The organism is Treponema brennaborense DSM 12168 (genome assembly GCF_000212415.1).
In the GTDB taxonomy this organism is placed as follows: domain Bacteria; phylum Spirochaetota; class Spirochaetia; order Treponematales; family Treponemataceae; genus Treponema_F; species Treponema_F brennaborense.
In genome coordinates, this window is the sequence record NC_015500.1 from 1,481,387 (window position 1) to 1,504,897 (window position 23,511).

21 protein-coding genes and 2 tRNA genes are annotated in these 23,511 nt (G+C 52.8%); 19 read left to right on the plus strand and 4 right to left on the minus strand.

What is annotated here, in order from left to right:
- Positions 1-12 precede the first annotated feature (12 nt).
- The 19 genes from TREBR_RS06395 to TREBR_RS06480 all read left to right on the plus strand — a co-directional run bounded on the left by TREBR_RS06395 (position 13) and on the right by TREBR_RS06480 (position 19,082).
- Complete coding sequence (locus TREBR_RS06395) at positions 13-738, plus strand: metal ABC transporter ATP-binding protein (protein WP_013758383.1); 726 nt, start codon at positions 13-15, stop codon at positions 736-738.
- Positions 735-1,580 carry a metal ABC transporter permease gene (locus tag TREBR_RS06400; RefSeq protein ID WP_013758384.1) on the plus strand — a complete coding sequence of 282 codons (846 nt, stop codon included), beginning with the start codon at positions 735-737 and terminating at the stop codon, positions 1,578-1,580. Before TREBR_RS06395 ends, TREBR_RS06400 begins: the two co-directional genes overlap by 4 nt.
- Positions 1,577-2,296 (plus strand): hypothetical protein, encoded by a 720-nt coding sequence (locus TREBR_RS13595; RefSeq protein ID WP_013758385.1) that lies wholly within the window; start codon positions 1,577-1,579, stop codon positions 2,294-2,296. The genes TREBR_RS06400 and TREBR_RS13595 overlap by 4 nt, the downstream gene beginning before the upstream one ends.
- Before the next feature lie 121 nt (positions 2,297-2,417).
- Positions 2,418-2,564, plus strand: a complete 147-nt coding sequence (locus TREBR_RS14285) for a hypothetical protein (RefSeq protein WP_013758386.1) — start codon at positions 2,418-2,420, stop codon at positions 2,562-2,564.
- Positions 2,565-2,631: 67 nt separating this feature from the next.
- Positions 2,632-3,066 carry a dUTP diphosphatase gene (dut, locus tag TREBR_RS06410; RefSeq protein WP_041610356.1) on the plus strand — a complete coding sequence of 145 codons (435 nt, stop codon included), beginning with the start codon at positions 2,632-2,634 and terminating at the stop codon, positions 3,064-3,066.
- A complete protein-coding gene (locus TREBR_RS06415) occupies positions 3,063-4,208 on the plus strand; it encodes an LptF/LptG family permease (RefSeq protein ID WP_013758388.1) in 1,146 nt (381 codons plus the stop codon). Before dut ends, TREBR_RS06415 begins: the two co-directional genes overlap by 4 nt.
- The gene (locus TREBR_RS06420; protein ID WP_013758389.1) at positions 4,175-5,275 is read left to right on the plus strand and encodes an LptF/LptG family permease; all 1,101 of its coding nucleotides are present in this window, start codon (positions 4,175-4,177) and stop codon (positions 5,273-5,275) included. The genes TREBR_RS06415 and TREBR_RS06420 overlap by 34 nt, the downstream gene beginning before the upstream one ends.
- A 92-nt stretch (positions 5,276-5,367) precedes the next feature.
- Entirely contained in the window at positions 5,368-6,516 is a 1,149-nt protein-coding gene (gene tgt / locus TREBR_RS06425) for a tRNA guanosine(34) transglycosylase Tgt (RefSeq protein WP_013758390.1), read from the plus strand.
- Complete coding sequence (locus TREBR_RS06430) at positions 6,513-7,919, plus strand: HEAT repeat domain-containing protein (protein WP_013758391.1); 1,407 nt, start codon at positions 6,513-6,515, stop codon at positions 7,917-7,919. The genes tgt and TREBR_RS06430 overlap by 4 nt, the downstream gene beginning before the upstream one ends.
- Positions 7,920-7,964: 45 nt before the next feature.
- On the plus strand, positions 7,965-8,450 hold the full coding sequence (locus tag TREBR_RS06435; protein WP_013758392.1) for a chemotaxis protein CheW: 486 nt from the start codon (positions 7,965-7,967) through the stop codon (positions 8,448-8,450).
- 1 nt (position 8,451) lies between these two features.
- On the plus strand, positions 8,452-9,504 hold the full coding sequence (locus tag TREBR_RS06440) for a DegT/DnrJ/EryC1/StrS family aminotransferase (protein WP_013758393.1): 1,053 nt from the start codon (positions 8,452-8,454) through the stop codon (positions 9,502-9,504).
- 25 nt (positions 9,505-9,529) lie between these two features.
- Entirely contained in the window at positions 9,530-10,372 is an 843-nt protein-coding gene (locus tag TREBR_RS06445) for an NAD(+)/NADH kinase (RefSeq protein ID WP_013758394.1), read from the plus strand.
- Entirely contained in the window at positions 10,365-12,113 is a 1,749-nt protein-coding gene (gene recN / locus TREBR_RS06450; protein WP_013758395.1) for a DNA repair protein RecN, read from the plus strand. The genes TREBR_RS06445 and recN overlap by 8 nt, the downstream gene beginning before the upstream one ends.
- Entirely contained in the window at positions 12,095-12,898 is an 804-nt protein-coding gene (locus tag TREBR_RS06455) for a hypothetical protein (RefSeq protein WP_013758396.1), read from the plus strand. Before recN ends, TREBR_RS06455 begins: the two co-directional genes overlap by 19 nt.
- Before the next feature lie 151 nt (positions 12,899-13,049).
- A complete protein-coding gene (locus tag TREBR_RS06460; RefSeq protein WP_013758397.1) occupies positions 13,050-14,153 on the plus strand; it encodes a BMP family lipoprotein in 1,104 nt (367 codons plus the stop codon).
- Positions 14,154-14,274: 121 nt separating this feature from the next.
- Positions 14,275-15,813 carry an ABC transporter ATP-binding protein gene (locus TREBR_RS06465; protein WP_013758398.1) on the plus strand — a complete coding sequence of 513 codons (1,539 nt, stop codon included), beginning with the start codon at positions 14,275-14,277 and terminating at the stop codon, positions 15,811-15,813.
- Positions 15,813-16,958: an ABC transporter permease gene (locus tag TREBR_RS06470; protein ID WP_013758399.1), complete on the plus strand. Its 1,146-nt coding sequence runs from the start codon at positions 15,813-15,815 to the stop codon at positions 16,956-16,958. Before TREBR_RS06465 ends, TREBR_RS06470 begins: the two co-directional genes overlap by 1 nt.
- 1 nt (position 16,959) lies before the next feature.
- Complete coding sequence (locus tag TREBR_RS06475; protein ID WP_013758400.1) at positions 16,960-17,865, plus strand: ABC transporter permease; 906 nt, start codon at positions 16,960-16,962, stop codon at positions 17,863-17,865.
- 104 nt (positions 17,866-17,969) lie between these two features.
- Positions 17,970-19,082 carry an ABC transporter ATP-binding protein gene (locus tag TREBR_RS06480; RefSeq protein WP_013758401.1) on the plus strand — a complete coding sequence of 371 codons (1,113 nt, stop codon included), beginning with the start codon at positions 17,970-17,972 and terminating at the stop codon, positions 19,080-19,082.
- Positions 19,083-19,222: 140 nt separating this feature from the next.
- Here TREBR_RS06480 and TREBR_RS06485 read toward each other — a convergent pair whose 3' ends face one another.
- The 4 genes from TREBR_RS06485 to TREBR_RS06500 all read right to left on the minus strand — a co-directional run bounded on the left by TREBR_RS06485 (position 19,223) and on the right by TREBR_RS06500 (position 23,235).
- Positions 19,223-21,142 (minus strand): ribonuclease catalytic domain-containing protein, encoded by a 1,920-nt coding sequence (locus tag TREBR_RS06485; protein ID WP_013758402.1) that lies wholly within the window; start codon positions 21,140-21,142, stop codon positions 19,223-19,225.
- A 109-nt stretch (positions 21,143-21,251) separates the two neighbouring features.
- Positions 21,252-22,820 (minus strand): serine hydrolase, encoded by a 1,569-nt coding sequence (locus TREBR_RS06490; RefSeq protein WP_013758403.1) that lies wholly within the window; start codon positions 22,818-22,820, stop codon positions 21,252-21,254.
- Positions 22,821-22,978: 158 nt separating this feature from the next.
- Positions 22,979-23,050, minus strand: a tRNA-Glu gene (locus TREBR_RS06495).
- Positions 23,051-23,164: 114 nt separating this feature from the next.
- A tRNA-Gln gene (locus tag TREBR_RS06500) sits at positions 23,165-23,235 on the minus strand.
- Between the last annotated feature and the right edge of the window lie 276 nt (positions 23,236-23,511).

Here is a 23,511-nt window from a genome sequence, read left to right on the forward strand (position 1 = left end):
AAGGACACGCTGATGAATCTCATAACCTGTAAGAACGTCTCCTTTTCGTACGACGGAATCGTTGCGGTAAAAAATTTGAACTTTTCCATCGAAAGCGGCGACTATTTCTGCATTATCGGTGAAAACGGCGCCGGTAAAAGTACCTTGCTCAAAGGACTGCTGCAGCTGAAAAAACCGTCCGGCGGCTCGATCAGTACTGCTTCCGGATTTTCCTCAAAAGAAATCGGGTATCTGCCGCAGCAGACGCCGGTACAGAAAGATTTTCCCGCGAACGTATTCGAGGTCGTTCTTTCAGGTTGTTTGAATCAGCTTGGATTTTCACCGTTTTATACGAAAAAACAAAAAGTTCAGGCGCAGGCCAATTTGGAGCGGCTGGGTATCGGCGATTTGAAACGCGCATGCTACCGCGAACTTTCCGGCGGACAGCAGCAGCGGGTACTGCTTGCCCGGGCGCTGTGCGCGGCAAAGCGTGCGGTCTTGCTTGATGAACCCGCCGCGGGACTTGATCCTGCGGCCACGCTTGAATTATACGCGCTTATAGAAAAAATCAATACGGAACTGGGAATGACCGTCATCATGGTATCGCACGATATCGACTGCGCGCTCACCTATGCGAACCGTATTCTGCATATCTGCGGAACACAACTGTTTTTCGGCAGTACGGAAGCGTACGTGCAAAGCGACGTCGGCCGGCGTTTTTTGGGAAAAAACAGTGTGAAAGGAGGATCCGTCCGATGATAGCCTTGTTTGCGGAGATGTTTTCGTTTCCGTTTATGGTGCGCGCCGTGTTCGTCGGCGCCGTTATTTCTTTGTGCGCGTCGCTGCTTGGTGTCAGCCTTGTGCTGAAACGATATTCGATGATCGGCGACGGTCTTTCGCACGTCGGATTCGGCGCGCTCGCCGTCGCTTCGTCGTTAAACGCCGCGCCGCTTTCGGTAGCGATTCCCGTCGTCGTTGCCGCTGCGTTTTTGCTGCTGCGTATCAGTGAAAGCAGTAAAATCAAAGGCGACGCGGCGATTGCGCTCATTTCGACCGGCTCGCTCGCCGTCGGCGTCGTGATCATTTCCATGACGACCGGTATGAACACCGACGTCTGCAATTATCTGTTCGGCAGCATTCTGGGTTTATCGAAAACCGACGTTAACATAAGCGTCGCCTTATCGTTCGCCGTGCTGCTGCTGTTCGTTTTATGCTACAACCGGATATTCGCCGTTACGTTCGACGAATCGTTTGCAAAAGCGACCGGAACGAATACGGGCGCTCATAATATGCTGATAGCGCTGCTGACCGCACTCGTTATCGTTTTGGGGATGCGCATGATGGGAGCGCTGCTGATTTCGTGCCTTATCGTATTTCCGGCTATTACGTCGATGCGGCTGTGCAAACGGTTCAAGGCGGTGGTGATCAATTCCGCCTTGATCGCCGTCGTCTGTTTTTTCTGCGGAATGGTCGTTTCCTACGTATACGCGACGCCGACGGGTGCGAGTATCGTTTTGTGCAACATCGCGGTGTTCGCCGTTTACTGGAGCGTTAAAGTTCTGAAAACGGCGTATCGGAAATGCCGCCGGGAGCGCGTATGAATTCGCCTCGGTTTTCATACGCCGGCGCGATATGCGCGGCCGTTTTTATCGTATGGGGGGCGCTGTCGCTGTCCGGATGCTTCGTTCACAGGGATCCCGCCGTGCCTGAACCGGCGTCCGCTGCGGTTCGTCAAACACCGGCGTCCGCTGCCGATAGCACCGATAGTATTGCCGTTACCGATATGGCCGGTGCAGCCGCCGATATTACCTCAGCTGCCGATATCGCAGCCGTCAGCAGCAGCGCTGTCAGCAGTATCGGTAACGACGACGGCGCTGCCGCCGTCGCCGGAGTTTCGGAACCGATTTCCGTGCCGGAACCGATTTCCGTGCCGAAACCTGAAAAGGAAGCGAAGGGCGGAATTCTCGAAATAAAAGAAAAACTGTTTCTCACGCAGATAAACGATATTTTCTATAATTTTGAAAGCTATAAGGACAAGACCATCATCGTTGAAGGTATGTATTCGGTGCTGTATTCGTGGGACGGCAGCGAATCGGTTTCCGTCGTTTACCGCAGGGGACCGGGCTGCTGCGGCAACGACGGGTGGGGCGGTTTCGTTCTCAAATACGACGGTTCGTATCCTGCGGAAAACGCATGGATTCGGGTTACCGGCGTTCCCGAACTGGACGTCGCTCCCGAAGGATATACGACGCTGTACCTGAACGTTATCAGCATTGAAGAAAAAGCCGAGCGCGGCGCGGAATTCGTAAATCAGTAAACGGCGCCGTTTTCATTTGCCTTTGTGCGGAAAAAGGTGTATATTTATCGTATACAGCTGATATACGTTGTAGAAACGCATACCAACACGGAATTTTGCTATGATACGTGGAGGTACCATTATGAAAAATCACGACAACGCGCCCAAAAAATCTCATCATCAGGAAAAAACCTGCTGTGCGCATCCTACCGTTCCGCAGGATACCCGCAGCACTGAAGCCGCACCGATAGCGGAAGCACCGCAGAAAAACAAAGCTAAAAAGCATTGACGGTTCCGGCAGTTGCCGTCCTCCGCCGATTATGCTATATTTTTATAACACCTATTCGGAGGACGTAATGCCGGTTATAAAATGTACAGCAGCGCCGGGGGCGGCGCTGCCTTCGTATCAGACGGAAGGAGCCGCCGGTGCCGATATCCGCGCGTATCTTGAACGCACCGTAATTCTTGCACCGGGAGAACGCGCGCTGATTCCGACGGGATTATGTTTTGAAATTCCGGCAGGATACGAAATACAAGTACGCCCCCGTTCCGGACTTGCCGTGAAATCGGGCGTTACCTGCCTGAACACGCCGGGAACCATCGACAGCGATTACCGCGGAGAAGTCAAAGTTATTCTTATCAACCTCGGTTCGGAGCCGTTCGTGATCGAAAACGGCGACCGCATCGCACAGCTTGTGGCGGCACCGGTCGTTCAGGCGGCGTTTGTGCCCGCCGCGGCGCTGTCGGCTACGGAACGCGGTTCCGGCGGGTTCGGTTCCACCGGCGTATGATTCGCTTTCCGCCGGTTGCGTCTGCCCGTATCCAAAAACACGTTCTCATCCTGTATCTCGTAAAAGAGCTGCTGCTGTATTTTTTCATTGCGTTCGTGTTCTTTTTTATGGTGTTTTTCGTCAATCAGATTTTACTCATGGCGGAAGACGTCCTAAAAAAACGGGTGCCGCTGGCGGACGTTCTCAAACTGATTTCATATTCGCTGCCGTTTATCATAGCGCAGTCCGCACCGTTCGCCACGCTCGTCGGATTTTTGATGTGTTTGGGCCGCATGATGAGCGACAATGAAATCCTCATCCTGCGCGCCGCCGGCAAATCGTTCGCCGTTATTCTGGTGCCGGCGCTGCTGCTCGGTTTGGCCATTTCGATTCTGTCGTTTTTCGTAAACGATTATCTGCTGCCGCTCGGAACCATTTCCTATAATAAATTGTACCGCTCCATTCTGATGTCGGATCCTTCTATAGAATTGGAATCCAATTCCATAAAACGGACGGAAAGCGCCACGCTCGTCATCGGAGACGTTTCGGGACGCACCGTTTCCGATCTGATATTTTTCGATACCGATCCGCAGGGAACGCGGCGCGTAATCGTATCGGGCACGGCCGATATCGTCAATTCGCAGAACCCCGACGTACTGATGCAGCTCGATATGGATAACGCGCGGGTCCTTTTTTTTGATAAAACCGAAAAACGGAATTACGACATGATGAGCGCCGAACAAACGCGGATGAACGTGTTTACTTCGTCCTTGTTTTCAAGTTCCGCGTATACCAATCCGCGTGAAATGACGTCGTACGACTTGCGGACGATGATCCGCAATATGAAAACGCAGCAGGAAAAATCTTCTTTGCAGCTGAATATGTACGAACTCGAATATTACAAGAAATTTTCATTGCCGTTCGGTTCGCTGTTTTTTGCGCTGCTCGCAATGCCGATCGCCATTCTGTTCGGCAAGCACAACGGCCAGACGATCGGGCTTATTATCGGCCTGTTTATCTGCGTCGCGTATTGGGCCGCCATGATACTCGGGCAGACGTTCGGTATCAGGGAAGGATTGAGCGGATTTTGGACCATGTGGCTGCCGGATTTGTGCGTCGGAGCCGCCGGATGTGCCTTTTATCTGGTGCTGGTGCGCAGATGACGCTGCTTTCGTATTTGTACCGGCGCTTTATGCCGGTTTTTATCGGTGCGCTTTCCTTTTTTTCCCTCGTGCTGATTCTCGTCGAACTGCTGATGAACTTATGGCAATTCATATCGGCGCAAGTTCCGGCGGCGGATATCGTGCGCGTGATGCTGCTGTACGTGCCCAAAACCGTGTCGTTCGCACTGCCGCTGGCTATCCTGTTCGCTTCGTCGTACGTGCTCAGCGATTTTTACGCAAAAAACGAATTGACCGCCGTGTTCGCTTCCGGCGTGTCGCTGTTCCGGTTCACGCTGCCGCTGCTCGTTTTTTCGGTCGTATTGAGCGCGTTCATGTTTTTTTTCGAGGATCGCGTCGTCGTTCCGGCGTACGCGCAAAAGACGGAACTGCAGCAGAAATTACTGAATCAGGAAAAATCGAAAAACAACGACCGCATCGTCGTCATTGCCGAACGGGGAGCGGTCGTCTATAAAGCCGATTTTTACGACGACCAGGCTTCGCGGTTGTTCACACTGTACGCCGTCGTCCGTAACGGCGACAAGTCGCTGCGCGCCGTACTCCGTGCCGATTCGGCCGTCTGGAACGGCAGCAGCTGGACGTTGTCCGGCGCCGTGCAGTACACGATGCGCGGCGACACGCTGATCGCCGAAGATCCCGATCCGGAAATAACGGCGCTGCTGACCGAACCGCCTGAAACGTTCAGAAACAACACCGTTTCGGTGGAAACCGTTACCGCGTCGGAAGCGCGCTCCTACATAACGCATCTGCGGCGCGCCGGATTGCCGACGGCGGAAGCGTTGTCGCAATATTACAAGAAATTTTCGTTTCCTTTCGTCGTTTTTATTGTTGTATTTTTATCGGTCGGCCTTTCGGGCAAAACGCGCAAGAACGTGTTGCTCATCAGTCTGGTTTTGTGTATCGGCGCAGCGGTGGCGTTTTACGTTACGCAAATGGTAACCATGCTGCTGGCCAAATTCGGCTATATTTCCCCGTTGGCAGGCGCCTGGTTTCCTGTTATACTGTTCATATTTTTGAGCGGAGTGCTGCTTAAATTTGCGCGCACCTGACGGAAACGGAGCCGCGCTCGTGTAAAACCCGTACATACGCGGTTCCGGCGGATTCATCCGCCCGTTCCGTTCGCTTTTTTATAGGAGATTTTATGACAACGACGCCCGATTTTTTTACCGAACTGCACGCGGACACTTCTAGCCGCGCCCGTACCGGCATCGTTCGGCTGCCCCACGGAACGGTAAAAACACCCGTGTTCATGCCCGTCGGCACGAACGCGACGGTCAAAGCGATGACCAAAGACGACCTGAGCGAAATAGGTTTTGAAATCATTCTTGCAAACACGTATCATCTGTATTTGCGCCCCGGTGTTGAAATACTCGAACAGGCGGGCGGGCTTCACGGATTTTCCGGCTGGAACGGGAATTTTCTGACCGATTCGGGCGGCTTCCAAGTGTTTTCCCTTGCGCCCTTCCGCAAAATAACGGGCGAGGGCGTCCGGTTCAAAAGCCACATAGACGGTTCGTCTCACTTGCTCACGCCGGAATCCGTGGTCGATCTGCAAAGCCGGTTCAACAGCGACATTCAAATGCAGCTCGACGTGTGTACGGGATTCGACATTCCCGAAGCGAAAGCCAAAGAAGCGCTCGCCGTAACGACCGATTGGGCGCTGCGGGCAAAAAACGAATGGCTTCAGAAACGAGACGCCGGATATCAAGGCGCGCTGTTCCCGATAGTGCAGGGAAACTTTTACCGCGATCTGCGCGCGCAGTCGGCGGAATTCGTTTCGGGACTCGACACGCCCGGTATCGCGATAGGCGGACTTTCCGTGGGCGAACCGTTCGACGTGTACGCGGACATGCTCGAATACACCGCGCAGCTTCTGCCGCGGAACAAACCCCGCTACGTCATGGGAATCGGCACGCCGGATTACATTTTGGAAGCCGTGTCGAACGGCGTCGATATGTTCGACTGCGTGCTTCCGACCCGAAACGCGCGCAACGGCTCGTATTTTACCCGCGACGGTACGATCGCGATCAAAAACGCCCGATATGCGACGGATTTTTCACCGATCGATTCCGAGTGCACTTGCAAGGTATGCCGCGAATATTCGCGCGCGTATTTGCGGCACCTGTTCAAAGAACAGGAAATTCTGAGCTCCATGCTCGCCTCGTATCACAATCTGGCGTTTCTGCACACGATGATAGCCGAAGTCAGAACCGCCATTGCCGAAGACCGCTTTGCCTCGTACAAGGCGGCGTTTCTGAAACGATTCAACGCGGGAGGAGCGGCCGAATGAAAAAACAAGCCGTACTGCGGTTCCGCCGCATATTGAGGGTATCGAGCGCACTGAGTTTGCTGCCGATTTGCTCCGTGAGCGCCGTATTCGCCCAAACCGAAACGGGAACGAGTGCCGCTGCCGCCGAAACCGCCGGTAAAAATGAAGAATCCGAACGCAGCAAGGAACTGAACACGCTCCGGTACGGACTGGACGATGAAATCATCGCGCTGCTCGACTCGTTTCTGAAAGAAAACACGTATCCGTACCGCACCGAAATTTACGAACTGTTCGGGAAAACGAAGAGCGTTTCGGTTCGTGAAAAAATAATCGCGTATTTTACGCAGGCCGCCGATCCGTGTCTTAGCGAATACGCGCTCGCCGTCGCCGCCGATCCGTTCGACACCCGTAAATCGACCGTGTCGCTCGTATTCAAATACGTTTCGGCACTGAAACTGACTGAAGCCGCCGGCAGCGTCCGCACGCTGCTTGAAAATGAAAACGAAGATTATTTCGACGCAGCGCTTTCCGCGCTCGGCGATATCGGCAGTGCGGACGACGCCGTGTTCATAGCCGAATATCTCGATCGCACTGACTTGAGCGTCGCCCGGCAGCAGTCACTGATGAAAGTGCTGGGAAAACTGAAAGCCGTCGAAACCTGGGACGCGCTCGTTGAAATAGCGAAAGACGAAAACCGCAACTCGTTCGTCCGCATGTACGCGGCGGAGGCCATCGGCACTCTTGAAAAACCGGAATCGGTTCCGGTGCTGGCCGAACTGTTTGAAACTTCCGATCCGAATTTCCGCGCGTCGGTCGTTAAAGGACTGTCGAATTACACTGATAAAGCCGCCGAAGCGGTTGTCATCGAAGCGATCCGCGACGCGCATTATAAAGTCCGTCTGGAAGCGGTGGCGGCGGTAAAAAAACTGAAACTCAAAGACGCTGAACCGTCTCTTTTGTATCGGGCAAAAAACGATCCCGAAGCTTCGGTAAAATACGCCTGCTACGACGCGCTCGGTTTTCTCGGCAGCGCGGACGGAAATAAATACCTCGTTTCACTGCTCAAGGACGCCAAACTCAACGATACGGCCAAAACGAAAGCTGCCGCCGCACTCGTCGAGTACGGGAACGCTTCCGGAACTGACGCAGTGATCGACCTTGCCCGCAGCACGCTTGCCGACGATAAGAAGAAAAGCCTCCGGTACGCGCTGGGAAAACTGTTCGCTTCAACGGAAAACGGCGCGTTCGCCGGTATCTGCGGCGAATACCTCGCTTCAAAAGACGTGGCGACCGTCGGCACCGGTCTCGACATCTATGCCAAAAATCGCTTTCCGTCGCTTACGGCAGAGGTAAAACGGATTGCCGAAGACGAAAAGGCCGGTGCGAACCGGACCAAGGCCCGCAAAATACTTGACCGTGAGTAACTTTTCGGTGTATCTTAACTGGTAAGAAATTTTTCCGGAGGAATTATGGCTGTTGGTGATGCTCAGTTTCAACTGGTAACTTTTCAGCTTGGCGAAGAGTTATACGGCGTAGATATTATGGACGTAAAAGAAATCGTAAAAATCCAAAATATCCGTCCCATTCCGAACGCTCCGTATTATGTTGAAGGTATATTCAATTTGCGCAGTGAAATCATTCCGATTATCAATTTACATAAACGTTTCCGCCTGAAAAAAATCGAATTGACCGAAGAAGAAAGCGAAGACGAATTCCAAGGCGGTTTTATCATTCTGAATATAGACGGCTTGAAGATCGGAATCATCATTGACCGTATCGCGCGCGTTATCACCGTATCACGCGACGAAGTCAAACCGCCGCCTCAAATGCTGAGCGGAATCGGAACCGAATACATTCACGGCGTCGTCCGGCAGGAGCAGGGGTATTTGATTATCCTTGATATACGCAGACTGTTCAGTTCAAAAGAACTGCAGAAAATTATCGATATTAAATAGTATGATTCAAACGTATAGTTCTACGATTCGCCGCAAGGAAATGGACGCCGTGCTTACGTGTCTGGTCGATGAAAAAATCGGACCGGGAGACATGAACCAGCGTCTCGTGCAGTCGGTTAAGGAATTTTTCGGCGTCGACGGAGCCGCCGCGCTCCGCAGTCCCGCGCTCGCTTTAAAATATGCGGTAACCGCGCTCGATTTACCCGCGGAAAGCGGTGTTATGATTTCAGCCCTCGCTCCGGCGTGGCAGATCCGCGCCGTTGAAGATCTCGGTTTCAAGCCGATCGTCCTCGACGTATCCGCGGATACCGCGCTCGTTACGGTCGAAGCGATCGAATCGGGTATCAAAGAAGGCGGCCGGTTGCTGCTGCTTGCCGAAACGATGGGAAACCTTCCCGATATGGAACCGATTCTGGCGCTCGGCATTCCCGTCGTTGAAGACGTGTCGCAAAGCGTCGGCGCGTATCACGAAACGGTACCGGCAGACGGTGCCGAACCGCTCGTAAAAAAAGCGGGGACGTACGGCGTGTATTCCATACTCGGCCTTGAAGAACGCGACGGCGTTACCGGCGGCGGCGGCGCGGTTATTATGGCTCCGTCGCGCCGGGAATGGATCGTGCTCAAACGGCTTACCGACGATGCGCCGTCAACCGATATCCTGCCGGATCTGAACAGCGCGTTGGCGTTCGTACAGCTCAAGGAGTTTCCGCGCAACGAGCAGATCCGCCGCGAACTGTTCGGCGCGTTCCGTAAAGCGCTTATGGCAAGCCGCCATAAAACGTTCATGCGGACGCAGAACGGCGAATCGGCGGCGTTTGCGTTTCCGGTCGTGCTGAACAGCGGGTTTAAAGACGTCAAACAGTACGCGGCCCGCAAGGATATCGAGATTTCGGCCGCGTTCGAGTCTTCGGTCATCGCCGCACGGCAGGAATCGCTTGAAAACTGCATTCAGGCGCAATCCCTGCTGCTCAGATGCGCTGCGTTTCCGCTGTATCCGCGGCTGGGCAACAGCCAGTCCGCCAAAATACTGAAAGTTCTGGGAACGCTGCCGTAACTGCGCCTGTTTTTTGAGGGTACCGTTGAAAAAATGTCTGATAGTCGTCAACACGTATAAAGCCGAATCGCAGTTGCTCGGAAACACGATAAAAACGTTTCTGGAACGAAAGGGTATCCGTGCGGATATTTTCCTGTTTTCCGGAGTGAGCAGCGAATACCCGTTCGCCGGATACGATTTCGTAATAACGCTCGGCGGCGACGGTACCGTTCTGTTCGCCGCCCGCGGCTGCCTGTCGCTCGGCATTCCCGTTTTTCCGGTTAATTTGGGCGAATTCGGATTTATCGCCAGCGTGCAGAAAGACGAATGGGCCGTTCGGCTTGAAGAATTCCTGTCCGGATCACTGCCGGTCGTTCCGCGCAGCATGGTGCAGGCGTCTTTACTGCGCAGCGGACAGCGCAGTTTTTCCGCGGTTGCACTGAACGACATCGTCATTTCGGCAAAAGCCGCCGCACGGCTGGTTACGCTCGATTTGGCGTTCAACGGAACGTCGTTCGGCAAATTCAAGGCCGACGGTATCATCGTCGCGACGGCAACCGGTTCAACCGCGTATTCCGCCGCCGCCGGCGGTCCGATTATAGATCCGGCGCTCGACGCGCTCGTTCTCAGCCCGGTGTGCCCGTTTTCCCTTTCAAACCGGCCGCTCGTATTGCCGCCCGACGGCACGCTTGAAGCGCAGGTGCTGCCGTCGCGCGCTTCAGGGCTTATCATGACAGCCGACGGGCAGATCACCGTCGACGTGCATATCGGCGACCGCATACAGTTCTGTCTTGCAAAAGAAAAGGTGTTGCTCGCAGGCTGCAATTCCGCAAAGTTTTACGGCGCGCTGCGTTCCAAATTGAATTGGTCGGGAGGTCCCCTTGCTTGAAGACGTAAGTATTTCGGATTTTGCGTTAATAGAATCCGTTTCTCTCGATTTTAACGGCGGCTTTACCGTGCTGAGCGGCGAAACCGGCGCCGGTAAATCAATTCTCATCGGCGCGCTTTCTTTTCTGCTCGGCGCAAAAGGCGGAACGGAAGTTATCCGCGCCGGTGCGCAGGAAGCGCGCGTGTCGGGAACGTTCGTTTTGAGCGCGGCGGACACGGAAGCGGCCGCATGGCTCGACGCGCACGGCGTTGAAGCCGAAAACGACCGCGTGCTGCTGCGCCGCTTCGTACGCGATACGGGAAAGACCGGCGCCTGGATCCAGAACACGAGCGTTACCCGTGCGGAACTCGCGGAATTTTCCGCGTTTTTAGTCGATATTCACGGACAGCACGAACATCAGTCGCTGATGCGCGTCGCCGAACACCGCCGCTTTTTGGATTCCTATGCGGGCATTACCGCCGAAACGGCCGCGTTCACCGAATTGTACGCGCAGCTTGTTGAAAAACGGCGGCAGCTCGATGAACTGAACTCTTCCGATTCCGAGCGTGCGCGCAAAGCGGAAATGCTTTCGTTCGCGATCGCCGAAATTACCGACGCCAAATTGCTGCCGAACGAAGACGAAGAACTGACTGCCGAAGAAACCCGTCTTTCACGGTTTGAACAGATATATTCTGAGATTGAAGGCGTCGGCGGAATTCTTTCCGATGCCGGCGACGGAGCTGCCGATTCGGTCGTCGGCGCGTTAAAACGTGCGCGTTCCCTGATGGCGCGCGCGGCGGCCGCAGATGCGAACCTCGCGCCGCTCGACAGCCGCCTTGAAAGTGCGTTCTACGAACTGTCCGACATCGCCGAAGAAATATCGGCGTACCGGCAAGCGCTCGTGTTCGATCCGGCGCGCCTTGAAGCCGTCCAGGAACGGCTCGCGCTCCTGTTTAAACTCAAGAAAAAGTACGCCGCGTCCATTCAGTCGCCTATCGGCGACGTCGCGGCGTACGCCGAATCCGCGCAGAAAGAACTCGACACGCTGACCGGAAGCGAAGCCGGTAAAACCGCGCTCGCCGCTGAAGTCGACCGGCTGGAGCGCTCCGCATACGCGGCGGCAAAATCGCTGTCGGACAAACGCCGCGCGGCTGCCGACAAAATGGCCGCCGAAGTAGAAAGCGTTCTTTCCGTCCTCGGCATGAAAGGCACCGCTTTTTCGGTCAGTATTACCGGAAAACCGTCCGGTGATACCGGAACCGGCGTTACGCAGACGTGCGGCCCGTACGGTATGGATAACGTCGAATTCCTTCTGAGTGCGAACGCCGGTTCTCCGCTCAAACCGCTCGCAAAAATAGCATCCGGCGGCGAACTTTCGCGCGTCATGCTCGCGCTGAAAACGATTCTTGCGGAATCCGATACGGTCGGTACGCTCGTGTTCGATGAAATCGACACCGGCATAGGCGGAGAAGTATCCGTTGCCGTCGGCGCGCATTTGAAACAGCTGGCAAAAAAAAGTCAGATTTTCTGTATCACACATGTGGCGAGTATCGCTTCATATGCCGATAATCAGATAAAGATAGAGAAGGGCAATAAAAACGGTACGACGGTTACCTGCGTGTCCGCCGTTACCGGGCAGGCACGCGTTGAAGAAATTGCCCGTATGCTTTCGGGCGACAGTTTCAGTGCGGAATCGCTTGAGCACGCCAGATCCTTATTATCGAAATTCGGAGGTGACGCAGAATGGCAAAAATCGCTGTAGAAGCACGTGAACTTTTCAATTCGAAAAGCAAACCGTACAAAGATCAAATAGATAAAATCCTCGAAAAAGAAAAGAGCATTCTCAATCTGATTTCCAAAGATTCTTCCGGTACTTCGTATAAACGCCTGCTGCTTGCCGAAGACATGATATATATAGCGACGATTTATATGACGATCTGCAATTTGTCGGTCGAACTGCTTTCCACCAAAAATACGGACGCACTGAACGAAGCACGCAAAGCGCTGTATAAGGCGATCATCTATCTGGAAGAAATCGTTACCAATACGATCGACGCGCCGTATTCCGAATACGAAGACCGCGTCGCCGAAATTGCGAACACACCGCTTGAAAAACGGTATTTTATCGTACGCAAACTCGGTTTGGCAATCAGATTGCTCATAGACGCTTACGGTGAAAATACGAAGTGGAAATGGGCGTTCGTGGAATTGAACGGCCGGTTTGCCGTCGTTGCAAAAAACATGCTCGATATGAAAGCTGCGGTACGCGATTATTTCGATCCGCGCGCCGCCGATTACGATACGACGATATACTATGTCCGTCTGGTGCGGAAAATGATCGCACAGTCGGCGGACCGTTACCGTGACCGCTACGAACTTTCCACTCATCGGATCGACGATATGCGCAACGCGCTGCTGTTCGTTTCCGCCCAGCGCCGGTTCTGCATTCTGCTGAACGAAAAAGAAGAGGCCGAAGAATTGAAGAAAAAAGCGCAGGTATGGAAAGACAAACTGGAACTCGACCGCAAAAAAGGTTTGGCACAGTAATTTTTCCGATTACAAAGATAAAAGCGGATTTTTAATATTGTGTTTTTCCATAAATACGGTATAATAATTACCTGAACCGATTTCTTCTTGAAGTAACGGAAATAAATCGGTTCACGGGTAGTTATATCCGTATTTTCTTATGGAGGAGCATATGAAGAAATTTGTGCTTATCTTGGCGGTTCTTATCCTCGCGGCCGGAATCGTTTTTGCAGGCGGTAAAAAAGACGCTGCGTCAGCAGACGGCCGTCCTACAGTCAGACTGATCACGGATGCAACCGGCATCGACGATAAATCGTTCAATGCCGCTGCATGGCGCGGTATTCTCGCCTATTACGGCGATACCTGGGAAAAACAGACCAACCGCGGAAAACTGTACGACGTTGTTACCTGTCAGACCCAGGATATGTATATTCCGACGCTCAAACAGGCTTCCGACGAAGGATACGATCTGATCGTAACGACCGGGTTTACCTTTGCGGACGCGTTAACCGAAGTTTCGCAGCTGTATCCCGATCAGCGCTACATGATCGTAGACGTCGATTGGATCGGACAGCCGAACGTTATGGAAGCCATCTTTACCAAAGATCAGGGTTCCTACCTTGTCGGCGTCGCGGCGGCGTTGCAGGCTAAAGCCGAAAAAGTGGCCGATCCTAAATTCGGTTTTATCGGCGGTGTTCCCGGCGCAACCATTACCAAATTTGAAGTCGGATACATTCAGGGTATAAAATCCGTATTCCCCAACGCTCCCATCGTAGACTTCTATGCGAACGACTGGGGCAAACCCGAATTGGCGAAAGCTCAGGCAAAAAACTGGTATGATTCCGGCGTATATGCCATTTTCTCCGCCGCGGGCGGAACCGGTAACGGAACTATCGCACAGGCAAAAGAATACCGCATTCAGGGTAAGAACGTCTGGGCAATCGGCGTAGACTCCGACCAGTACGAAGACGGTCTGTATTCGGGAACTCAGTCTGCCGTTTTGACTTCCATGGTAAAACGCGTCGAATCCGCCACAAAATATGCGCTTGAATGCATTGCTGCCAATACGTTCAAGGGCGGCGTCGTTTCTCTCGACATGGCCGGCGACGGTGTCGGTTTCTCTACCGCAAACCCTGCACTGTCTGCGGATGTAGTCAAACAGGTCGAAGCGGCCAAAGCTGACATCATCAACGGAAAAATCAAGGTTATCGGTACGTATAAAGAAGCTCTGGCAGCGGGAAAAGTTCCCGCCGGTCTGGGTGCGAAAGATAACTGATCGCATACGGTAAGCCGATAAAATGCAGGACTGCCGCGGATTCGTCGTGTTTCCGCAGCAGCCTGCGTTTTTTTGTGCCGTTATGAAAAACTGGTGCGTTTGATAAAGGGGGACGTACAGCATGGAAGAAAACGCGATTGAAATGATAGGCATTACGAAAACTTTTCCCGGTGTCATTGCGAACGATAACGTAACGCTGTCCGTACGGGAAAACGAAGTACTGGCATTGCTGGGAGAAAACGGAGCCGGAAAATCGACGCTGATGTCGATTTTATTCGGTTCGTACGATCCTGATGCCGGTGTTATCAAAATTCGGGGAAATGAAGTCAAGATCAAGGATCCCAACGCCGCTTCAGCGCTCGGTATCGGCATGGTGCATCAGCATTTTAAACTGGTGCATAATTATACTGTTGCGGAAAACATCGTGCTCGGAATTGAACCTAAAAACCGCTTTGGTATGCTTGATCTTGCGGCGGCAGAAAAACGCGTCGCCGAATTGTCCGAACAATACGGGCTGAAAGTAAATCCCAAAGATAAAATCGAGGATATTACGGTCGGTATGCAGCAGCGTGTCGAAATTCTGAAAACGCTGTACCGGAACGCGGACATTATTATTTTTGACGAACCGACTGCGGTATTGACTCCGCAGGAAATCGACGAATTGATGGATATCATCCGGCGGCTCAAAGCCGAAGGCAAGACGATCATCCTCATTACGCATAAATTGAAAGAAATTAAAGCCGTTGCGGAACGCTGTACGGTTTTGCGGCGCGGAAAATACGTCGGTACCGTGCAGGTTTCGGACGTCAGCGAACACGAACTTGCCGAAATGATGGTCGGCCGCGCCGTTAAATTCGAGATCGAAAAATCTCCGGCAAAAACGGGCGAAACGGTTCTTTCCATCCGAAACATTTCGGTAAAGAACACGCGCGGTCAGCTGGCCGTAAAAGATTTATCGCTCGACGTGCGCGCCGGTGAAGTCGTCGGCATCGCCGGCGTCGACGGAAACGGTCAGTCCGAACTGATATTCGGTATTACCGGCATGTCTCCGCTTGAAAGCGGTAAGATATTTCTGCACGGACAGGATATTTCCAATTATTCGATCCGCCGCCGCATCGAAGCCGGTATCGGCCATATTCCAGAGGACCGGCGCAAGCACGGTCTTGTTTCCGAGTTCACCGTGGCCGAAAACGTCGTGCTCAAAAATTATTATAAAGCGCCGTATACGACGCACGGCTGTCTGCTGAACGCGTCCGCAATGAATGAAAAAGCCGGCGAACTCATAGAATCGTTCGACATCCGCGCCGGCGAAGGCGCTTTGACCAAAGCCGGCAGCATGTCCGGCGGTAACCAGCAGAAGATTATCATCGCACGGGAAATAGAATTGTCGCCGGACGTACTCGTGGTCGCGCAGCCGACCCGCGGACTCGACGTCGGCGCTATCGAATATATCCGCAAACGCATCATTGCCGAACGCGATAAGGGACGCGCCGTTCTGCTCATTTCATTCGAGCTCGACGAAATCATGAATTTATGCGACCGGATCGCGACCATCTCGAAAGGATCTATCGTCGGCGTGTTCAACGACGGTGAAGTTACCGAACGTGAAATCGGTATCATGATGGCCGGTTCAAAGAAGCAACAGGAGGAAACTGCGTGATGAAATCTGCAAAAAAATTATCGGGTTCCGGCGGTTTATCGGGTCTGCTGCTCCGTTCAGACGGTGCCGTTTCGGTGCTCGTCGTACTGCTCGGCTTTTTGTGCGGAACCGTTTTGATTGCTGCCGTCGGCCGGAATCCGCTCAACATGTACAAGGCGATCCTGCAGTCGCTTACCGGCTATAATATCGACCGCAATATTTGGAATATCCGCTACGTCGGCGAATGGCTCAATTTATCCGTTCCGTACATTTTGTGCGGTCTGGCGATGGCGTTCGCCGCGCGCGCGGGCCTGTTCAATATCGGCGGCGAGGGGCAGTATATCATGGGTCTCACCGTCGCTCAGGTCGTAGCGCTGCTCGGCCCGCAAATTCCGGTGCTGCATTGGGTGCTGGCGATTCTGCTCGCCGTCGCCGTCGGAGCGGTGTGGGGAGGAATCGTCGGTTTCCTGAAAGCCCGGTTTGAAGTCTCCGAAGTTGTCGCCACTATCATGCTCAATTATATCGCGCTGTATCTGTCGCGAATCATCATCATGGCTATTCCCGGAACGAATACGTATAAAACGGTCAATTATCCGGCGACGGCTTCTATCCGCACCGGTTTTCTTGAATGGCTCACCAACGGTTCAACGCTGAATTTGGGCTTGTTTCTGGCTTTGGGCGCCGTCGTACTGTATTGGTTCCTGATGGAAAAAACAAACCTCGGATTCGGACTGCGCGCGACCGGTTTTAACAAGGATTCCGCCCGATACGGCGGTATTCCGGTCATTGCCAGCATCGTCATTTCCATGGCGGTAGCCGGTGCGTTCGCCGGTTTGGGCGGCGGCGTAGTCGCGCTCGGTTCTTTCCGATACGGCCGCGTGCTTTCGGGAATGGACAACTACGGGTTCACCGGTATCGCCGTCGCGCTCGTGGGAAACAATACGGCGGGCGGGACGCTGCTCGCCGGGTTGCTGTTCGGATTGCTTGCGGCAGCTCAGCCGCTGATGCAGTCCAAACAGATTCCCAAAGAAATAACCTTTATCATTCAAGGACTGATCGTCGTGTTTATCGCGGTACGGGCCGGTTTACGGTTATATCTGCAGTGGCGGATGAAAAAAGCGTTGGAAAAAGAAGCTTTGTCGGCTTCTTCGGCACAGGAGGCGTAAAATGAATACTATATGGGGAATGTTACCTTCTGTTTTGATGATCGTTTCACCGATTCTGATTACGGCTGCCGGCGGAATGATCTGCGAACGCTCGGGCGTCGTAAACATCGCGCTTGAAGGCTTGATGAGCATCGGCGCTTTTTCCGCCGCGGCCGCCCACGTTCTTATGGAAGGATCCGTGCCCGGTTCAATCTGGATCGCACTGTTTTTGGGCGGATTTTTCGGTATGCTGGTGTCACTGATTCACGCGTTTGCCGCCATTTCACTGAATGCGGATCAAACCGTTTCCGGTACCGGTATAAACCTGCTCGCCAACGGCGTTACGATATTCGCCGCGCAGATATTGTTTTCCATGGACCGGACGAAACCGTTTCAGAACGGCATGATGCCCGGTGCGTTCGGTATCTACCCGACGGCGCTTATTGCGCTCGCCGTAATTCTCATCGTGTGGTTTATCCTGTATAAACTGCCGTTCGGACTGCGGCTTCGTGCGTGCGGAGAAAATCCCGGCGCGGCAGCCTCGGTCGGCATCAAAGTGAAGCGCATCCGCTATATCGCCGTGCTTGCGTCGGGCTTTCTTGCAGGACTCGCCGGCGGCTGCCTGGTGTTTACGCAAACCATTCAGTACACGGCGAATACGATCAACGGTGCGGGTTTTATCGCCTTGGCGGCTGTTTCGTTCGGTCGCTGGCGGCCGGCCGGTATTACGGGTTCGTCGCTGCTGTTCGGCGCTGCCGTCGCGTTTTCCATCTACGTGGTCAATATTCCGTTTCTGCGGAATATGTTTCCGTCAGAGTTTTTCAGTCTGCTGCCGTACGTGATCACGCTGCTGGCGCTCGTGGTGTTCAGCGGCAAGAATTACGCGCCGGTCGCGTCCGGCAAACCGTATGAAAAGGCGGGCAGCTGATTCCGTTCCCAATAAAAAGCGGCGTTTTGTCATCTTTTCGTTTGACAGCACGCCGGTTATGGGGTACAATTAAAACATAAAATAATTCTAAGGAGGCCACTTACATGGCTAAAGTAGAACTGAAAGGAATCGGTAAAGTATACGACGGTTCCGTTCGCGCAGTTGATAACGCGAACATCACGATCGACGATCAGGAATTCGTCGTATTCGTCGGTCCCTCCGGTTGCGGTAAATCCACAACCCTTCGTATGGTTGCCGGTCTTGAAGACATTTCGGAAGGCGAGCTGTATATCGACGGCGAGCTGATGAACGACGTTCCCCCGAAAGACCGCAATATCGCGATGGTATTCCAGAACTACGCGTTGTATCCGCATATGACGGTATACGATAACATGGCGTTCGGTCTGAAAATCCGCAAGACGGACAAAGCCGAAATTGAACGCCGCGTTAACGAAGCAGCTCGTATCCTCGATATCGAAAAACTGCTCGACCGCAAACCCAAGGCATTGTCCGGCGGTCAGCGCCAGCGTGTCGCCGTCGGTCGCGCTATCGTCCGTAATCCGAAAGTATTCCTTTTCGACGAACCGCTGTCAAACTTGGACGCAAAACTCCGCGTTCAGATGCGTGCTGAAATCTCCGATCTTCATCATCGCCTGAAGGCAACCATGATTTACGTTACCCACGATCAGGTTGAAGCTTTGACGATGGGCGACAAGATCGTCGTTATGAAAGACGGTAAAGTACAGCAGATTGGTTCTCCGTTGTATTTGTATAATCATCCGATCAATAAATTCGTTGCCGGATTCATCGGTTCACCGCCCATGAACTTCGTTACGACGAAAATCGTTGAAAAAGGCGGCCAGATTCTTGCCGATGAAGGTTCGTTTGAAGTAACTCCGACTGCGGAACAGGCTCAGACGCTGAAAAACTATATCGGTAAGGAAGTATTCTTCGGTATCCGTCCTGAAGATATGCAGTATACCAAAAATCCCGCGCCGTCGAACAATATGCAGATGAAAGTTTCCATCATTGAACCGTTGGGAGCTGAAACTCACCTGTATTTGACGACGAAAACGCAGCAGGTTATCGCACGTACGGAACCCGATAATTCGTTCCGCATCGGAGATACGGCGAACTTCATTCCCAATATGGAAAAAGCCAAATTCTTTGATAAAGAAACCGAATTGAATATTTGCGAAGATGTAAAAACCGAATAGGTTTTCATCCTTGTGTAAAAAAGCTGCCTTTCCGGGCAGCTTTTTTTATGTCCATCGGGCGTTGTACTCCATCCGGATAAAAAAGCCCCCAAAGCGGATGCGTATCCGTTTTGGGGGGCAAGACTCGCCGTGGGTTTTGACTATACGGCGGTGAACGTAACGAGCAAATCGGGAATAGAGATGTTTCCGGCGCGCACGGTAAGCGTGTCGTTCAGTTGTACCGGCCGGGACGGATTCAGTACGGTTTCCTGTCCGAGTTCGGGAATAAGACAGACTGCCTGTTTGCCTTTCAGTTCTACGACGACGGCTTGTCCCGTCCATTCGGGATTACGGCTCAAGTACACGAGCGTCCAGTGCAGATTACTTTTGCGCTCCGCTTTTACGGCGGTGCTTGCCGCCGCGTCGCCTGCCGCTATCCGTTCAAGCAATTCGTCTTTGCCCAGCAGGTCTTTTTTACCGATAAAGGCGCGCAGCTGCTGATGTGCCACCAAATCTCCGTATCGGCGCAGCGGGCTCGTTACCTGACTGTACATGCCGAGTCCGAGTCCCGCGTGCTGGAGAGGCGTTATGCCGATGCTGCGGCTTCTCATGCAGCGGCGCAGGCGGTATTGACCGGCAAGACCTTCCGGCAGATCTTTGGGAATATCGGGACGTTCCTGACTGACGTACGGAAAGGGAATTGCGTGTTTGAACGCAAACCGCGCGGCGGCTTCACCGGCGAGCAGCATGAACTCCCGTACGACGGCTGACGCTTGCGTTTGCATTACCGGTGTGATCGAAACGTCGCCGCCGGCTGCCGCAATATGTACTTCAGGCAGTGAAATGGATACCGCTCCGGCTTTTATACGGCGTTCTTCGTTCCGCTTCGCTATCGCATAAAGCGGGGCGAGTTCCGGCGTTTCTTTTTTTCCATCGGCTTGAACGTACGTGAGCCGTTCAACTTTTACGATCGTTTTCAGTATATCGCAGTCGGCTACGGCGCCGGTTTCATCGAGCAAAATTTTGAACGAAAGCGCGCGCGATTCGGGTGCCAGTCCGAGTGCGTAATCTTCCAACGATTCTTCCGCCAGCATACGGGCGGCGCCTTCGGGAATGTAGAGCGTCGTTCCGCGGTTCCGTGCGGCCGTATCTATCGTAGAATCAGGTGCCACGATAGACGCGGGATCGGCAACGTGCACCCAAACGTGCGTTCCGTCGAACGCGATCGCGTCGTCGGGATCGGTACTCCAGGCGTTGTCGATTGCATACGAAACGCCGGAAACCGTTACGCGATCTTCCTGCGGCGGATGCGCAAGATGTTCCGCCGCAGACTGCATGGAAAGTCCCCAGCGCGACGGATAGGGATTCCGTTCCGCAGTCCAAATACCGGTGTCGAGCAGCAGCTTATGCGCTTTTTCGGGCGTTTCGGAAAAACCCGCTTCTTTCAGCGTACGGGATTTATCGGTTTTTCCGAGTGCGAGTGCTTCCACGTCCTGCATGAGCTGTGCGTCGTCCGGAAGCTGCAGTTTCCGCTGTTTCAGACGGGCAATGAACGCAGCGCGAATTTCCTGTTCCCTGTTTTTCGTATTCTGTTTTTCGGTTATGGCTTGCATTTCGGCGGCGGTTCGGAGCGTAAACGAAAAATCACCGCTTCCCGGAACGCTTGCGTCGGCAAAAAAAGGTTCCGTTTTCAGCGCGAGATACAAACTCCACACGTCGGACGCCTGCTGCGTTCCGGTCAGTGCGGCGATATCTGAAAAGGACACCGCCGCCTCAGCAGTTTCCGGATCGGATGCGAGCAGTTCGTACACGTCAGAAAGCTGCGCTTTTACGGAAGCGGAAATATCGGGAGGAGTCCGGCCGGCTTGCGCCAACATGGCGGGCAGATCTGTTTTCAAGGCGGATACGTTTCCGGGGAACGGCGTGATGTCCTTTTCACGGACTTTTTGCTGTGCAAACGAGGCGGACTTTCCGCCGACCGTCGGCAGCGCGGTACAATATTCTATAGTGTATTTTTCACCGGTTTCGATGATAACGGCCGGCTGTGTCTTATATAAAACGAGCGAATTTTTCTGCAACATGCGCACAGTATAACTGAAAGCGGTGTGCGTAACAAGGGGAGCAATGTTCCGGATCCGGCCGCGTGCTACCGTCGTTTCAGTTATACGTCGTCCGTTTGTTTTTGTTCGCTCAATACAGATTCGCCGCGCGCGCTACCAGCGTTTCCAGCAGTTTTCTCATGTTTTGGATTACCGGATTGTCTTGCAGCCCGTAACGCGCAGCCGATTCGTGTATCCTCGGAGCCGCCGCCCACACGCTGCCCGCTGCGTCTTGCCATACGGCGATGCGCAATGGTAACTCTACTGCGATAGACGGATTCAGCTGCATCAGCTTGGTTCCGACCGACGGTGCGCCGAATACGACGACGACGCTCGGCGGCAGCAACATATCTACCGATTTCGCATTTGCACCGTGATCGAACTTCGCAAATACCGGTATTTTTCGTTTTACAAGTTCCGATTCCAATCGTGAAACCGTTTCGGCTACGCTGAAAATACTTTCCTGTGCATACAGAAATTCCTCGTTCATGCCGGAACCCATGCCTGAGCCGAATGCGGAAGCTATCCGCCGTGCCAGATTCGTAAAATCGATATGATCCTTGTTGGACATCAGCGTTACGCACACCAATTCACTTGAATCGGTAAAACGGCTTAAAAACGCCGAATAGCCGGGTACGGTGCCTTTGATATCCATCAAACCCTTATGGTGCATGAATTGCCATCCTGCCATTGCCGGAACCGTTTTTCCGTTTGCAAGCCGCGTCGGCTGATAGATCATCTGTCGATGTTCCGGCTCACGGATCAGAATGCTGCCGGCCAACGCGATATCCCACGTACTGATATCTTCCGCCGACGCCCATATATCTGCAAAACCTTTGAACATGCCGGAGCGCAGCGGGTAACTTTGCGTGATTCCTTCCGCGGAAGCCGTCGTCCCGGCGGCCGGTTCCGCCGGATCTATGTACGGAATTTCCTTGGTAAACAGAACGTGTTTGTCTTGCCGAGCAGATATCGCTTCGTTTCTGAGTTTTGAAAAATCTTCCTGAAATAGAGTCCGTTTTAATCCGAGAAAATCAATCTGATTTGCCGTAACGAATTGCCGGTATTTTTGGCCGCTCGCTTTTTCTATGATCTGTGCCAATAACAGAAAATTGGTGGCACTTTGCGCTACGTCGGTTCCGGTTTTAAATAGCGGCGGCTCGGTAGCAGCCAATGCTATCAATTGTTCCGGTTGGTAGTCTTTTTCCAATGAAAATTTCACGTTACGGCGGTAATCGGGAATACCCGAAGCGTGCTGCATCAGTTCAAATACGGTCGTATTTTGCCACTCTTTCGGCAATTCGGGCAGATAGCGGGAAATAGGTGAGTGCAGATCCAGTTTCCCCCGTTCAAAAAGCTGCATCGCGGCAACTGCGGTGAATCCTTGTGAAACGGGACCCGCTGCCCAAATCGTTTTTGCGGAAGCCAATCGTCCGGTTGCTGCGTCTGCGACACCGTACCCGACTATTCGGGGAATATAGGGAGCCTGCACGATTGCCAGAGTGAGTCCGGGGATCCGTTCGGCTTCCATAAATTCATAAATCATCTGATCGATTGATTTCGACTGATATTCAACCCTAAAACTGCCGCGTCCCGATTCAGGCAATGAAACCTGTTTTGTCGCGGGAATCATAGTAACCGCGTTTTTCATTTCCGCCATGGTAGATCTCCTCTTTCCGATTGATGGACTCTGATTTCAGTATAATGGAAAAAGGATTCATTCTCAAATTTTTACGGAAAAAGTGCGGTAAACTTACCTGTTTGCGTTTATACGAATGGCAGCGGCGAGGCTCTGAGTAAAAAACGAATGAACGGTTACGGTCCCTACGGGAATCGAACCCGTCTTTAAAGATTGAGAATCTTTTGTCCTAACCGATAGACGAAGGGACCTTACTAAACATACATAAAAATTGCCGCTTTTTGTCGTGGTTTACGGCAGTCTTACACAGCTGCCCGTAAACTAAAAAGCTGATTCAAAGGCATTGCCTGAATCAGCTTTTTTCGTTCCCCAAGGAGGATTCGAACCCCCACAATCAGAACCAGAATCTGAGGTGCTACCATTACACAATCGGGGAATGCACTATGTGATGAGAATAGCAAATTCGGATAAACTTGTCAATAGGACCGATCGGAAATTTTCATCGTATCATGATAATTGACCGGAATGGAGTTGTATGTTATAGTAAAACAATGGTCACGAAAAATAAGAAAAATACAGAAGGTTGGACGTTCATTGAAACCTTGATCGTGATGGGGATTGTTCTTTTTATATGAAGACGTACAAGCTTTTTTTTCGGAAAAAACGTATGAAAGGTATTTTTCCGTTTACAGGTGGACAAATATAAAGTTAT